This is a genomic window from Galbibacter orientalis DSM 19592 (assembly GCF_000260115.1).
GTDB lineage: Bacteria > Bacteroidota > Bacteroidia > Flavobacteriales > Flavobacteriaceae > Galbibacter > Galbibacter orientalis.
Genome location: NZ_JH651379.1, coordinates 1,893,797 through 1,907,684 on the forward strand (window position 1 = coordinate 1,893,797; position 13,888 = coordinate 1,907,684).

General features: G+C 33.0%; 13 protein-coding genes and 2 tRNA genes. 8 read left to right on the top strand and 7 right to left on the bottom strand.

Annotation, left to right across the window (positions count from 1 at the left end):
• Positions 1-5 precede the first annotated feature (5 nt).
• From JOOMADRAFT_RS08370 to JOOMADRAFT_RS08390, 5 genes are all read left to right on the top strand, one after another.
• Positions 6-959: an AAA family ATPase gene (locus JOOMADRAFT_RS08370; RefSeq protein WP_008612552.1), complete on the top strand. Its 954-nt coding sequence runs from the start codon at positions 6-8 to the stop codon at positions 957-959.
• Positions 960-1,466: 507 nt separating this feature from the next.
• On the top strand, positions 1,467-3,731 hold the full coding sequence (locus tag JOOMADRAFT_RS08375; RefSeq protein WP_008612553.1) for an aconitate hydratase: 2,265 nt from the start codon (positions 1,467-1,469) through the stop codon (positions 3,729-3,731).
• Between the two features lie 146 nt (positions 3,732-3,877).
• On the top strand, positions 3,878-4,558 hold the full coding sequence (locus tag JOOMADRAFT_RS08380; RefSeq protein WP_008612554.1) for a Crp/Fnr family transcriptional regulator: 681 nt from the start codon (positions 3,878-3,880) through the stop codon (positions 4,556-4,558).
• Between the two features lie 58 nt (positions 4,559-4,616).
• Positions 4,617-5,522 carry an anti-sigma factor gene (locus JOOMADRAFT_RS08385; protein WP_008612555.1) on the top strand — a complete coding sequence of 302 codons (906 nt, stop codon included), beginning with the start codon at positions 4,617-4,619 and terminating at the stop codon, positions 5,520-5,522.
• Positions 5,523-5,605: 83 nt separating this feature from the next.
• Complete coding sequence (locus JOOMADRAFT_RS08390; RefSeq protein ID WP_008612556.1) at positions 5,606-6,166, top strand: TlpA family protein disulfide reductase; 561 nt, start codon at positions 5,606-5,608, stop codon at positions 6,164-6,166.
• Positions 6,167-6,173: 7 nt separating this feature from the next.
• On the opposite strand, the gene JOOMADRAFT_RS08395 is transcribed toward JOOMADRAFT_RS08390, so the two are convergent.
• A complete protein-coding gene (locus JOOMADRAFT_RS08395; protein WP_008612557.1) occupies positions 6,174-7,073 on the bottom strand; it encodes a MerR family transcriptional regulator in 900 nt (299 codons plus the stop codon).
• Positions 7,074-7,298: 225 nt separating this feature from the next.
• On the opposite strand from JOOMADRAFT_RS08395, the gene JOOMADRAFT_RS08400 reads away from it, so the two are divergent.
• Together JOOMADRAFT_RS08400 and JOOMADRAFT_RS08405 are read left to right on the top strand one after the other, a co-directional pair.
• On the top strand, positions 7,299-8,237 hold the full coding sequence (locus JOOMADRAFT_RS08400) for an NAD-dependent epimerase/dehydratase family protein (RefSeq protein ID WP_008612558.1): 939 nt from the start codon (positions 7,299-7,301) through the stop codon (positions 8,235-8,237).
• Positions 8,238-8,475: 238 nt separating this feature from the next.
• Positions 8,476-9,099 carry an HPP family protein gene (locus JOOMADRAFT_RS08405; RefSeq protein WP_008612560.1) on the top strand — a complete coding sequence of 208 codons (624 nt, stop codon included), beginning with the start codon at positions 8,476-8,478 and terminating at the stop codon, positions 9,097-9,099.
• Here the strand turns inward: JOOMADRAFT_RS08405 and JOOMADRAFT_RS08410 are convergent.
• From JOOMADRAFT_RS08410 to JOOMADRAFT_RS08420, 3 genes are all read right to left on the bottom strand, one after another.
• Positions 9,088-9,456: a group III truncated hemoglobin gene (locus JOOMADRAFT_RS08410; protein WP_008612561.1), complete on the bottom strand. Its 369-nt coding sequence runs from the start codon at positions 9,454-9,456 to the stop codon at positions 9,088-9,090. The genes JOOMADRAFT_RS08405 and JOOMADRAFT_RS08410 overlap by 12 nt on opposite strands.
• 217 nt (positions 9,457-9,673) lie before the next feature.
• Positions 9,674-9,757: transfer RNA gene (locus JOOMADRAFT_RS08415), tRNA-Leu, on the bottom strand.
• 81 nt (positions 9,758-9,838) lie between these two features.
• Positions 9,839-9,911, bottom strand: a tRNA-Lys gene (locus JOOMADRAFT_RS08420).
• 154 nt (positions 9,912-10,065) lie between these two features.
• On the opposite strand from JOOMADRAFT_RS08420, the gene JOOMADRAFT_RS08425 reads away from it, so the two are divergent.
• Positions 10,066-10,581 (top strand): shikimate kinase, encoded by a 516-nt coding sequence (locus tag JOOMADRAFT_RS08425; protein ID WP_008612562.1) that lies wholly within the window; start codon positions 10,066-10,068, stop codon positions 10,579-10,581.
• Here the strand turns inward: JOOMADRAFT_RS08425 and JOOMADRAFT_RS08430 are convergent.
• The 3 genes from JOOMADRAFT_RS08430 to JOOMADRAFT_RS08440 all read right to left on the bottom strand — a co-directional run bounded on the left by JOOMADRAFT_RS08430 (position 10,573) and on the right by JOOMADRAFT_RS08440 (position 13,887).
• Positions 10,573-11,076, bottom strand: a complete 504-nt coding sequence (locus JOOMADRAFT_RS08430; protein WP_008612563.1) for a phosphoribosyltransferase family protein — start codon at positions 11,074-11,076, stop codon at positions 10,573-10,575. The genes JOOMADRAFT_RS08425 and JOOMADRAFT_RS08430 overlap by 9 nt on opposite strands.
• Positions 11,077-11,328: 252 nt before the next feature.
• The gene (locus JOOMADRAFT_RS08435) at positions 11,329-12,753 is read right to left on the bottom strand and encodes an amidohydrolase family protein (protein WP_008612565.1); all 1,425 of its coding nucleotides are present in this window, start codon (positions 12,751-12,753) and stop codon (positions 11,329-11,331) included.
• A 219-nt stretch (positions 12,754-12,972) separates the two neighbouring features.
• Positions 12,973-13,887 (bottom strand): AraC family transcriptional regulator, encoded by a 915-nt coding sequence (locus JOOMADRAFT_RS08440; RefSeq protein WP_008612566.1) that lies wholly within the window; start codon positions 13,885-13,887, stop codon positions 12,973-12,975.
• Between the last annotated feature and the right edge of the window lies 1 nt (position 13,888).

Genomic DNA, 13,888 nt, shown 5'->3' on the forward strand with positions numbered 1-13,888 from the left:
AATAGATGTCCGACGTTACTGCTGTTGAAAATCTAGTTAAAAAACATAGGGAGCTAAAGCAAGAAATTGCAAAGATAATTATTGGTCAGGAACAAGTAATAGACGAAATTTTATTGTCTATTTATTCCGGAGGTCATGCATTATTAATAGGTGTTCCAGGGTTAGCAAAAACCCTTATGGTAAATACTATAGCAACAGCTTTGGGGTTAGATTTTAAACGGATACAGTTTACGCCAGACCTAATGCCAAGTGATATTTTAGGAAGTGAAATCTTGGATAATAACAGAGAATTCAAATTCTTAAAAGGACCGATTTTTGCAAATATCATCTTAGCAGACGAAATTAACCGAACCCCACCAAAAACGCAAGCAGCTTTATTGGAAGCTATGCAGGAGAGATCGGTAACGGTAGCTGGAAATCAGTATCCATTAAATTTACCTTACTTTGTATTGGCAACCCAAAATCCTATTGAACAGGAAGGTACATATCCGCTACCAGAAGCGCAGTTGGACAGATTTATGTTTGCTATAGAACTTAATTACCCTTCTTTTGAAGAAGAAGTAGCAGTTGTAAAAGCAACCACTTCTGATGAGGCTAATAAAATAAAATCTTTGTTTACTGCTGAGGAGATTGTTGCAATTCAGCATTTAATTCGCAGAGTTCCAGTGGCAGATAATGTTATTGAATACGCAGTTAAAGTGGTGGGGAAAACAAGACCCAATAGTAATTTAGCTACCGATTTAGTGAATGAATATGTTGCCTGGGGTGCAGGGCCTAGAGCGTCTCAGAATTTAATATTAGCAGCAAAAGCGCATGCTGTGGTTCGTGGTAAATTCTCTCCAGATATTGAAGATGTGCAAGCGGTATCTAATGGTGTTTTAAGACACAGAATCTTAAAAAATTATAAGGCAGCTGCAGAAGGACTTTCTGTAGAACAGATTATAAAAAGCCTTCTCTAAATTGTAATTGGGCATTTGTTGGCACATTGTCCGTTAATAATGAGTATAAATACTTGAAAAAATAATAATATCAAGGGTTGAAAGAATATCCTCTTTTCTTATTTAAAATTTTAAAAGGGAAGAGAAATTTTAAAAGGGTTCTCTGTAAACTAAAGATTTAATGGGAATTATAATTTAGTCTTTGCTCATTATTCTTACAGCGAAGCGGTCTTGCATCTTTATTTTATGCTAAAAATTCCTTTATTTGTCACTACTTTTTTTAACAAATTACTACGACTTTGATATTCAATGAGCCTCTATTGTTGGAGATTCATTTTTTTTAACCTTCATTTTTGATGAATTCGTAAAAAACGATATTTTATTTTACATTAATTTACGTCAATATTATTTTTATTTGAATTATTTCTAAAATGTATGTACTATCTGAATGTTTTATTAAAAACTTTAATAACTCTTTGGTTTTTCGTATTTTCGCAGGACTTTTCAAATTAAAAATATACAAAAAATATGGCTTTTGATATTGATATGATTAAGAAGGTTTATGCTACTATGGCAGAACGAGTAGACAAGGCTCGTGAGCTAACAGGTAAGCCACTAACCTTATCGGAGAAAATACTTTATTCTCACCTTTGGGATGGTAATCCAACAAAGGCTTTTACAAGAGGTAAAGACTATGTTGATTTTGCACCAGATAGAATTGCTTGTCAAGATGCAACTGCGCAAATGGCTCTTTTACAGTTTATGCAAGCAGGAAAACCAAAAGTAGCAGTTCCAACCACTGTACATTGCGATCATTTGATTCAAGCAAAACAAGGTGCTGCAAAAGATTTGAAGCGTGCAAATGAAACTAGTAACGAAGTATTCGATTTTCTTGGTTCAGTATCAAATAAATACGGAATTGGTTTCTGGAAACCTGGAGCAGGAATTATTCACCAAGTAGTTTTAGAAAACTATGCATTCCCAGGAGGAATGATGATTGGTACCGATTCTCACACTGTAAATGCAGGTGGTTTAGGAATGGTAGCTATTGGTGTTGGTGGAGCAGATGCTGTAGATGTTATGGCAGGAATGGCTTGGGAGCTTAAATTCCCAAAACTTATTGGAGTAAAATTAACAGGAAGTCTTAACGGATGGACTTCAGCAAAGGATGTAATTCTTAAAGTTGCTGGAATTTTAACCGTTAAAGGTGGAACTGGAGCAATTATAGAGTACTTTGGAGAGGGCGCTAAAAACCTTTCTTGTACTGGTAAAGGAACAATTTGTAACATGGGAGCTGAGGTAGGAGCAACTACTTCTACTTTTGGTTATGACGATTCTATGGAGCGTTATTTACGTTCTACAGATAGAGCAGATGTTGCAGATGCTGCAAATGAAGTTCGTGAGTATTTAACTGGAGATGATGAAGTATATGCAAATCCAGCACAATATTTTGATGAGGTAATCGAGATTAATTTAGACGAATTAAGACCTCATTTAAATGGACCTTTTACTCCAGATTTAGCAACTCCTGTTGGAGAGCTTGGAGTTAAAGCAAAAGAAAACGGTTGGCCAATTAAAGTAGATTGGGGACTAATAGGGTCTTGTACAAACTCTTCTTATGAAGATTTAACAAGAGCTGCTTCAATTGCTAAGCAGGCTGTAGATAAAAAGATTAAATCTAAAGCCGATTTCGGAATTAATCCTGGTTCAGAACAAATTCGTTACACTGCAGAGCGTGATGGAATTTTGAAAATATTTGAAGACCTTGATGCTACAGTATTTACAAATGCTTGTGGACCTTGTATTGGACAATGGGATAGAAGTGACTTAAAAGGAGAAGAAAAGAATACAATAGTACACTCTTTTAATAGAAACTTTTCAAAACGTGCAGATGGTAACCCTAATACACACGCTTTTGTAGGTTCTCCAGAAATGGTTGCTGCAATAGCAATTTCAGGGCGTCTAGATTTCAATCCTATGACAGATACTTTAATCAATGAGGATGGAGAAGAAGTTAAATTAGACGAGCCAAGAGGTATTGAGTTACCGCCAGAAGGGTTTGCTGTAGAAGATGCAGGATATGTGGAGCCTTTAGTAGATGGTACTGGAGTTAATGTTTCTGTAAGTCCAGAATCAGAAAGGTTGCAATTGTTAACGCCTTTTGAGCCAATTGGAAGTGAAATAAAAGGTGCTAAATTACTAATCAAAGCTTTCGGTAAATGTACTACAGACCATATTTCTATGGCTGGACCTTGGTTGCGTTTCCGTGGACACTTAGATAATATTTCTAATAATATGCTTATCGGTGCTGTAAATGCATTTGGTAAGAAAACAAACTTCGTTAAGAATCAATTAACGGGAGAATATGGAGGAGTTCCAGATGTTGCTAGAGATTATAAAGCTAAAGGGGTTTACTCTGTAGTAGTTGGAGATCATAACTATGGAGAAGGTTCTTCTCGTGAGCATGCTGCAATGGAGCCTAGACATTTAGGAGTGGCTGCTGTAATAGTGAAATCTTTTGCTCGTATCCACGAAACAAACCTTAAAAAACAAGGAATGTTAGGGTTGACTTTTGCAAATGAAAATGATTACGATTTAATCCAAGAAGATGATACTTTTAACTTCTTAGATTTAAATGAATTTGCACCAGACAAACCTTTAACTGTGGAGGTAGTTCATGCAGATGGTTCTAAAGATGTGATTAAATTAAATCATACTTATAACGATTCTCAAATTGCATGGTACAATGAAGGATCTGCATTAAACCTTATTAAAAAGCAAAATGCTTCATAAATAAGATTTTTAAACATCTCTTGGGTTTATCCTGAGGGAATTATTATAAATTTTCAAAAAGCTCTCGAATTTTCGGGAGCTTTTTTTTGTAAGTAACGAGTTGTTTTATAGACTATAATGCTAACTGGTAACTTAAAATAGTCAAAATGACATGTACGTGGTCTTTAATAGATGTAAACCTTTTCAGTATTCTATGTCCTCATAAATATGCTTGTTACAAAGAGAATCACACTTTTCATAAGTATTCTAAAGAAGATTATATTTATTTTGAAAAGGATAATGCTGATAAAATTTACCTCATAGAGAGTGGTAAAGTTAAGATTGGTTACTATACTGAAGATGGGAGAGAAATTGTTAAAAGTATCCATGGAAAAGGAGATGTATTTGGAGAAAAAGCTATTATAGGGGAAGAAAACCGTAATGAGTTTGCCGTAGCTTTGTCAGATACTTCTATTTGTTGTTTGTCTATAGATACAATTTTGGAACTCATGAGAGATAATCAACATTTCAGTTTGAAAATATATAAATTTATAGGACTTCGTTTTAAAAAGATTGAAAGAAGGTTGTCTATTCTACTGTTTAAAGATGTTAAATCACGACTCATAGAATTCCTAAAAGAGTTGTCAGAAGAGTATGGATATAATTGTAAGCATACTGGAGAGCATATAATTAAACATCCCTACACACAAAAAGATATGGCTAGTCTGTTAGGGACTTCAAGACCCACATTAAATGGATTATTTAATGAGTTAAAAGACGAAGGAGTGTTAGTGTACTATAGAAATGAGATTATTTTATCAAAAAATCAAGAAATGTTAGCTAGCTAACATTTCTTGATTTTTACAATTGGTAGCTTTAGGGGATAAATAATTAAATAAAATAATCATGATTAGAATAGTAAAAAATGGATTGGCATTGATGCTGATAGGAGTTTTAACGCTTGTTTCTTGTAGTAGCGATGACGATAATAATGGGCCAGATTTAGAAGCACTCCGTTTAAATATTAATGGACTAGAAGATCTTGGAGAAAATTATGTTTATGAAGGATGGGTTATAGTTAACGGTAGTCCAGTAAGTACAGGAGTGTTTACAGTAAATTCTGAAGGAGTTCTTTCTCAAACTAATTTTGAAATAGAAGAGACTGTATTAGATGCAGCAACAACTTTTGTTCTTTCTATAGAGCCTTCAGTTGATTCTGATCCAGCGCCAGCCGATACAAAAATTTTAGTAGGAAATTTTTCTAATGACAATGCTTCGTTAACAACAGGTATTGTTGGAGATTTTACTGATGCTACCGGAAGTTTTTTCTTAAGAACACCTACAGATGAGACTGGAACTAATAACGGAAATGATGAAAATGGAGTGTGGTTTGGATTACCAGGAATGCCTCCAGCAGCGGGTTTAGAGCTTCCTGATTTACCAGATGGTTGGGTTTATGAAGGTTGGGTTTATGAAGGTTGGGTTGTTGCAGATGAAGGGCCAATTACAACTGGTACTTTTACCGCTCTTGATGCTGTAGATAGTGGGAACCCTTTTAGCGGAGCTGAGGCTAATGCTGGTCCTCCTATTCCTGGGGAAGATTTTTTCTTAAATGCGCCTAGTGGATTTGCTTTTCCGTTGGATGTAAGAGGGAAAACAGTTGTTATTTCTGTAGAACCATCTCCAGATAATTCTCCGGCACCGTTTACATTGAAGCCTTTGGTGGGAACTGCAGGTACTGCAACAGCACCAGAGGTACATAGTTTAGGTTTAAATTTAGGAAGCTTGCCAACTGGTACTGCTACTCGATAAATTTTTGTAATTTTAAAGAAGTTTTTTGCTAAAAAAGTGTGCTTCCATTGTATATGAAAGTACACTTTTTAAATTATTAAGATGTGCATATAAAAAAATCAACCGTTAGTAATTTATTATTTCTAGGATTAATAATTGTTTTATTATTTACTCCAATTGGAACATATATAAAAGTACATGTAACAAGGCTGTTAGCCATGAGTCCTAGTGTTGAAACTACTGAAGAAAGAAAGGTGTTAGAAAATTACAATTGGAGTTTGGTTAGTTTAGAAGGTGAACAATTAGAATTTTCAGATTTAAAAGGAAAAGTTGTACTTGTAAATTTTTGGGCCACATGGTGCCCACCATGTATTGCCGAAATGCCTTCTCTGCAAAAACTGTATAAGGATTATGGAGATCGGGTGGTTTTTGTCTTTGTTAGTAATGAAGAAAAGAAGACTTTAGCGAAGTTTTTAGAAAAACATCAATATACACTTCCAGTGTTTAATAGTTTTTCTGAAGTACCTAAACATTTAATTTCTAAATCTATACCTGCTACGTATTTAATCTCTAAAGATGGAGGTATTGTTATTGATGAAAAAGGAGCCGCTAATTGGAATAGTGACAAAATGAGGAGTACGCTAGATAAATTAGTGTCAGAATAAAAAAAGATTATATAGCGTGTACGGCTTCATCAATTCTTCTAAAGGTTTTTACGTTTTTCAATGTATCAGAGATATTAATATCTTGTATTTGACTTCCTAGCACCCATATATTGTTAGTCTCAGAATTGCCAACATAAGAATTAAATTCTTCTAAATAACTATTTACATTTTCCTTGAGTGGGGTAATTGTAAAATAGCTAACAAAGGTAATATTTTGATGATGCTGTGCAATATTTTGGAGTCCATGAACGGGCAGTGTTTGCCCTAAGTAAATCGACTTATAACCTCGTAACATTATTTCGTAATTTAGATATAACAATCCTATTTCATGAATCTCATTATCTGGTAGAAATAGCACAAAAACACGGTCTGTATGGATGGGAGCTTGTTGTTGGAACTTCTCTGTGTTAATAATAATTTTTTGTTTGATTAAATGAGTTATAAAATGCTCATGCGCAGGAGATATCGTTTCGGTTTGCCATAAAAGACCAAGCTCATCAAGAAAAGGAATGAAGATTTCAAAAAATATTTCTCTAAAGGATTTTACAGCTAGAAGACTATTGTAAACAGAAAAAAATAGACTCTGATCAAAATTCATCATTGCTAATTTTAAATCGTTTAAATAGTAGTTTTTCTGATTCTTATTACTGGTAATTTCCTTCACTAAAATAAATAAATCCTTTTCAGGAAGTTTAGCTATTTTAGAAATCTTATGCCCATTATTGTATAATGTTGTTATGTTTAGCAGCTTCTGTAAGCTTTTTAAAGAGTAGTAACGAATGTTAGTGTCGGTTCTATTAGGTTCAAGTAGGTTGTATCTCTTCTCCCAAATACGAATGGTATGTGCCTTTATTCCTGAAAGGTTTTCAAGGTCTTTAATGCTAAAATGTTCTTTTATAATGTTCATCTCAAACCGAAAAGTCTTTAAACAAAAGTAGTGATTTTAAAAAGATTGTCTATGGCTTGTTTTGAATAAAAAAAATTACAATTAAATTCTCAATAATAAAGAGAAGTTAAAAAATAAAAAAAATGCTTTTTGCTTTAAAAACTCCTTAAAATTTAAGGATATTTGCGAATGTGAAAATTTGAAGTTTTCAAAGGATTGTTTTTTACAAATTTTTTAATTTCTAATATGGGTAAAATACTTATAACTGGCGCTGGAGGTCAATTAGGATCGGAGTTAACTGCTGCTTTGGCAGATAAATTTGGAGGCGCTACTATTATAGCTACGGATATAAACGAAAATGCAAAAGATAAATTTGATTATTGCACTTTTGAGGTTTTAGATGTTCTTGATAATAATCGCTTAGTTGAGCTTATTGATAAATATGAGGTTTCCGAAGTATATCATTTAGCAGCAATTTTATCGGCAGTTGGAGAGAAGAATCCACTATTTACTTGGAAATTAAATATGGATAGCCTTTTAAATGTTTTAGAACTTGGAAAGGCAGGAAAGATTGAAAAAATTTATTGGCCTTCATCAATAGCGGTTTTTGGAAAAAATACCCCTGCAGATAATACACCTCAAGATTGTGTAATGGATCCAACAACAGTTTATGGAATATCTAAACTTGCTGGAGAACGATGGTGTGCTTATTATTTTGAAAAGTACGGGGTAGATGTACGTAGTTTAAGATATCCAGGATTAATTGGTTATAAGTCGGCCGCTGGTGGTGGTACTACAGATTATGCGGTTGATATTTTTAGAGCTGCCATTGAAGGAGAGGAGTTTGAGTGTTTCTTAGCAGAAGATATGTACCTTCCAATGATGTATATGCCAGACGCTATAAAGGCAACTTTAGATTTGATGCAGGCTCCAAAAGAAGATATTAGTATTCGCTCATCTTACAATGTTTCTGCAGTTAGTTTTTCGCCTAAAGAAATATATAGTGAGCTTTTAAAATATTACCCTGATTTTAAGATTAAGTATAACCCAGATTTTCGTCAGGAAATTGCTGCTTCATGGCCAGATAGTATTGACGATACAAGAGCGCGCTTGGATTGGGATTGGCAGCATAATTATGATATGTCTAAAATGGCAAAAGATATTTTAGACCATCTAACAAACTAGTTTAGAGAAAGTAAATATAGCATAAAAAGAGACCTAAATAATATTCCAACGTAAGTCCTTTGTTTAACAAAGAGTAGGTTTTGGAGCGTATAAATTTGTTCTTTCTTAATCAGAAATGTATAAATTATAATTTAATCCTAACATTTTGTTTGATTATTTTAATTTATGGTAGGTCTATTAAGAGTGAGTTATTTTTGTGCTGAAAAAAAAGAAATTTCTTTAGAAAATTGTAAATCCATTGAAAAAGCAAATTAAAAGAAGCGCGAGGATAACACGGTATGTTGTTTATAAAGAAACGCTAATAGATATAAAAGAACACTTTTGGTCGTTTATTGGAGCTTTTATTGGAATTGGTTTAATGGCTTTTTTTCACAGCGAATCCTTATCAAGATATGAAAATTTATTCCTGATAGGTTCCTTTGGAGCCTCGAGTGTGTTGGTGTATGGTTCCATTCAAAGTCCATTTGCTCAGCCTAGAAATTTAATTGGTGGTCATGTTATTTCGGCTATAATTGGAGTAACAGTTTTTCAGATTCTTCCAGATATAATATGGTTAACCGCACCATTGGCTGTGGCTTTGTCTATTGTGTTTATGCAAATAACAAAAACGTTACATCCGCCAGGAGGGGCTACTGCATTGATAGCAGTAATAGGTTCTGAAAAGGTTAAAGATTTGGGATATATGTATGTAATTTCTCCAGTATTAACAGGATGCCTTATTTTATTAGTAGTAGCTTTAGTTTTTAATAATATTACTTCGAGTAGGCAATATCCTACTAATAAAAAGTACACACGTATTTTTAAGCTAAAAAAGAAAATATTGAATAATAAGGTGTTAAAGAAAGCAGGGTTAACTTCTTAAATATTCAATTTTATATAAAAACATTTCGGCCATTTTTTCAGCACGCCATTTTGCTTCATCAGCTTTTTCTCCTTCAAAATTATCATTAAGGGTCTGAAAAAAAAGAAGTTTCCATCGGTCAAAATGTTCTTTTGTTACAGGTAGTTTGGCATGTGGAGCAAAAGGTCCTCCGTAGTATGTGTGATTTTCCAATAAAACAGTTTCCCAAAAACGATACATTTTTTCAAGGTGAATAGACCATTTATCTTGAATAACTTCATTAAAAATATCCTTGAGCAAATCGTCTTCTCTAACTTTATCATAAAATGTATTTACAAGAAGTTTTATGTCGTCTAGCTGGGTTATGTCTTTTTTCATTTTATAACTGTATATCAAGTGGCTATTGCATGCTATGCAAAAGTAAATCAATATTTATGTAAAAAAAGGATAAAGCCTTTTAAAAACGAGATTATGGGCTTAAAATTTGATGTTTCAGTTCCTCTGTATGAGTATAATGATAATTTACAATAATTTGAATAAATAGAACTATATACATTAAAAAAGGCTCAGGAAATTACTTCTGAGCCTTTTGTTGTACCGGGAATGGGAGTCGAACCCACACGCCCTAATGGACACATGGCCCTCAACCATGCCTGTCTACCAATTCCAGCATCCCGGTGTTTGTAGGTAGCTAAAATAAAAAAAGTTAAGCAAGAAGCTCAACTTTTTTATCTTTAATGACATTTAAATTGTCATTTTGTGACCCGACTGGGGCTCGAACCCAGGACCCCAACATTAAAAGTGTTGTGCTCTACCAACTGAGCTATCGAGTCATTACGTAATGTTAAAAGTACGTCGCAAACTTTTCCCGTTTGCGGGTGCAAATATAAGATGATTTATTTATTATTCAAGCCATTTTTACTATAAATTTGTCTTTTTTTTATGTTGAATATATAAAACAGTGAAAATTAATAAATTGGAAAATAAATGATGCAGATTTTAATAGGGTATATGGGAAGCGGAAAATCTACAGTGGGGAAGGTTTTGGCAAAAAACAACAATTTAATGTTTATCGATTTTGATGATTATATTGTGGAAAAAGAGAATTTATCTATCCCAGAAATCTTTAAATTAAAAGGAGAAATATATTTCAGAAGAAAAGAAACAGAATATTTAACCGAATTACTTTCTCAAAAACCAGAAGCAGTAATTTCTTTAGGAGGAGGAACTCCTTGTTTTGGAAATAATATGGAGGTTGTTTTAGAGGCTACTCCGAATGTTTTTTACTTAAAACTATCTGTTGATAAATTAGAAGAGCGTCTTCAGAAGGAGAAAGCACAAAGACCTTTAATAAAAGATATTGCCGATAAAGAATTATCAGAATTTATAAGGAAGCATCTTTTTGAAAGAAACTTTTATTATCTAAAGTCGCATCACATTATTTCGGTAGCGAATGAAACTCCAGAGGAAATTGCAACTAAAATCTCAGAAAAATTAGCCTAAATAGACGGCGTCATTTCCCTCTTCAAAAACAACATCTACATGTTCTTGTAACGAAGTGGAGAGGGAGATTCCTTTGAAATCAGCTTTTACAGGGTATCTTTTATGATTTCTGTCTACTAAAACTACCGTTTTTAATTTCTTTAAAGGAACGTTTAAAAAATGTTTAACCACATAAATAAGAGTTCCTCCAGAATTTAAAACATCGTCTACTAAAATAACGGCTTTGTTTTGGTATTCTTTTTCGCTTATAGATGTTTGAACAGGAGTTAAAAGATTCTCTTTGTCAATTTTAACTTCGCAAAAAGTAGTTTTAATTTCAGAAATTTCTGTAATTACTTTATTTATTTTTTTTGCTAATTCTAGTCCGCTAGAAGCAATTCCTGCAATAACAATTTCTTCTTCATCTACATAAGTTTCATAAATTTGATAAGCGATACGCTTTATTTTATGCTCAATTTCTGTATGGTTGAGAATTTTATTTTGTTGAATTGTCATTGCTCAATAATTTTATCCAAAGATACTAAAGTTTGATTTTGTATGCATGAAAAGTTAATAGATGCATCCAAATTTTTAATAACAATAGTTTTTGGATAAAGATTTAAGACCGCTTCGCTGAAAGAAAAAAGAGGCAAAGTTTTAAATTTGTGGATGAGCCAATTTGGAAATTTAAAAATGTAAATTAAGGAATAAAAATCTTAGGATTCCTGACTTCGGACTTTTTCTTTTACCTCTTTAATAGTTTTTTTATTAATTTTTTAAACTATTCAAAAGTTCTTTCCAGTCATACTTTTCTTTATTAATATTATTCCAATTCTCAATTTCGGATAGCATAATATCTGTTTTATTTTTGTTAATCCACTTACCGTTTACAAAAACACCTGCAATTTTTAGAGTATTACTAATGTTAGCTAAAGGGTTGTTGTTTAATAAAATTAAATCTGCAAACTTGCCAGTTTCAATAGTTCCGATTTTATCATCAATTTCAAGCCATTCAGCACCTAATCTTGTTGCAGATGCTAAAGCTTCTTCATTAGTTAAGCCAGCTTCTACTAATAATTTAAGCTCATTGTGAAGCGAAAACCCCCAAATAACGCCAGAAATTCCAGCGTCTGTCCCAGCAACCATGGGTACGCCAGCTTCTTTAAAAGCTTTTACAATTAGAAAATGAAAGTCATATAAATTAGTGTAATATTCAATTAGTTTTTCAGATGCTCCATAGTAACCATTTGAAGTTAACCATTTGCTTTGCATAAGAGGATGAACATATTTAAAACCTTGTAAGTTTTTGATGTTTTGTAATGATTTTGCCTGTTGGCTAATTGAAAGCATATTGGTTAAATTAGGAATTAACCAAGTATTATTTTCTTTTGCTAAACGAGCAAACTCTTGAGCCTTTTCATAACTATAATCGTCTGTTTGTTTTGATAATTCTTCTGCGTGTGCTATTAAACCAAAATGAGGAACAAAAAAATCTTTTGCTTGTTTTTTCTTGAAAGCTACTGGAATATGACCTACTACTTTCATGTTCTGTTTATCGGCTTCATCTATAACTGCCTTAAAAGTTTCTTCATTTAACCAAGTGTAGACCTTGATAAATTCATATCCTTCTTCTTTAGCAAAACGTACTGCATTTCTTCCATCAGAAGGGTTTTTAGCAATAAAATTCGATTTATTCCCACCAATTACTTTGGCTAAAGCCATCCTTGGTCCAATTACGTTTCCTCTTGTAATTTCGTTGCGTTGTCCTATATGTTCAGGTCTCGCTCCTAATTCAAAAACAGTTGTAACGCCATTTGCTATGTATAGTGTCATTAAGTTTTGAGTGTCATAATTTACCAGAGGACCTTTTGTGTGGTAGATAACCCAAGGACTTGAACTTGCGAGGTTATGAACATGCATATCAATTAATCCAGGAATTAGCCATTTATCTTTGCCGTCAATTACGATTGAATTTTCAGGTATTGTTTTATTAATTGAATGGATTTTGTTTTCTTTTATTACTATAGTTGCTTTTTCAATGACTTTATTTTCTTTTGTCATTGGTATTACATTTACATCCTTAATGACGTAGATTGCATTCTCTTGTTGATTGTTTTCTAATTTTGAATTGTTTTGTGCATTTAAATTGAAGCTGATAACAGCAAACAGCCTTAAAAGTTTTAAGTATTTCATTTTGATTTTTGATTGATGATTTACTTTACAAGACGGAAAATCTTATATTTTGTTACATCTTTTGGTCTAAATTGTGCCTAACTATCAACTCAAAGAGGCAAAGGTTTTAAATTTGTGGATGAGTCAATTTGGAAATTTGAAAATGTAAAATAAGAGATAATAATCTTGGACTCCTGACTTCTGACCTTTTTCTTTTAACAATGTTAGCGGTAGTTGCATTCAATTAAACGACTGTCGATATTCCATAGGTGTTTGCATAGTATTTTTTTTAAATAACTTACTGAAGGATTGAGAATATCCAAACCCCAACTGATAAGCAATTTCACCAACTGATAAATTTGTGGTAGATAATAATTCTTTTGCCCTTTCGATCAAATGATTTTGAATATATTGTTGTGTATTCTGCCCTGTCGTACTTCGTAGCTGGTCGCTTAAATAACTGGGTGAAAGATTTACTTCATTGGCTATACCCTGAACTGATGGCAAACCTTTATTTAGTGCTGTTTCAGTATTAAAATAGTTGTTAAGGATTGCTTCCAATTGAACCAACAAGTCATTATTTACAGCTTTGCGTGTCAAAAATTGCCGATTGTAAAAGCGGTTAGAATAATTGAGTAACAGATCTAAATGCGACACAATTACATCTTGACTATAATGGTCTATATTGTTGTTTAATTCATTTTGCATTTGCACCAACAAAGAGGATATGATGGTATCCTCCTTGGCGGAAAGGTGCAAAGCTTCTGAAACGGAATAGTCAAAAAAGCCATAGTTATTGATGCTTTTACCTAAGGGGTAAGGGCGAATTAGATCAGTTTTAAATACCAACATAAAACCTGTAACAGGATTGTCATTTGTTGCTGTTACCGAAAATACTTGTCCCGGTTTGGTAAAGGTCATCATACCTTCTTGGAAATCATAACCCTGTTGTCCGTACTTGAAATTTCCATTGCCTCCTTTTTTAAGGGTGATGCAATAAAAATCATTGGTGAAATGCTTCCAAATATCACTGTGTTTATAACTCAGCAATTCAAAATCAATCACACTTACTAACGGGTGTTCAGGCTTTTGTAAGCCAAATAATTTATGCAGTTCTGAAATGGACTGAATTTTATGAGGAGCAGCATTTTTCATT

What these genes read in the sequence shown, in the direction of transcription:
- JOOMADRAFT_RS08430 (WP_008612563.1), bottom strand. Translation starts at nt 11,076, where the DNA reads ATGACAATTCAACAAAATAAAATTCTCAACCATACAGAAATTGAGCAT.
- JOOMADRAFT_RS08410 (WP_008612561.1), bottom strand. Translation starts at nt 9,456, where the DNA reads ATGAAAAAAGACATAACCCAGCTAGACGACATAAAACTTCTTGTAAAT.
- JOOMADRAFT_RS08400 (WP_008612558.1), top strand. Translation starts at nt 7,299, where the DNA reads ATGGGTAAAATACTTATAACTGGCGCTGGAGGTCAATTAGGATCGGAG.
- JOOMADRAFT_RS08440 (WP_008612566.1), bottom strand. Translation starts at nt 13,887, where the DNA reads ATGAAAAATGCTGCTCCTCATAAAATTCAGTCCATTTCAGAACTGCAT.
- JOOMADRAFT_RS08385 (WP_008612555.1), top strand. Translation starts at nt 4,617, where the DNA reads ATGATTAGAATAGTAAAAAATGGATTGGCATTGATGCTGATAGGAGTT.
- JOOMADRAFT_RS08380 (WP_008612554.1), top strand. Translation starts at nt 3,878, where the DNA reads ATGACATGTACGTGGTCTTTAATAGATGTAAACCTTTTCAGTATTCTA.
- JOOMADRAFT_RS08425 (WP_008612562.1), top strand. Translation starts at nt 10,066, where the DNA reads ATGATGCAGATTTTAATAGGGTATATGGGAAGCGGAAAATCTACAGTG.
- JOOMADRAFT_RS08435 (WP_008612565.1), bottom strand. Translation starts at nt 12,753, where the DNA reads ATGAAATACTTAAAACTTTTAAGGCTGTTTGCTGTTATCAGCTTCAAT.
- JOOMADRAFT_RS08395 (WP_008612557.1), bottom strand. Translation starts at nt 7,073, where the DNA reads ATGAACATTATAAAAGAACATTTTAGCATTAAAGACCTTGAAAACCTT.
- JOOMADRAFT_RS08375 (WP_008612553.1), top strand. Translation starts at nt 1,467, where the DNA reads ATGGCTTTTGATATTGATATGATTAAGAAGGTTTATGCTACTATGGCA.
- JOOMADRAFT_RS08370 (WP_008612552.1), top strand. Translation starts at nt 6, where the DNA reads ATGTCCGACGTTACTGCTGTTGAAAATCTAGTTAAAAAACATAGGGAG.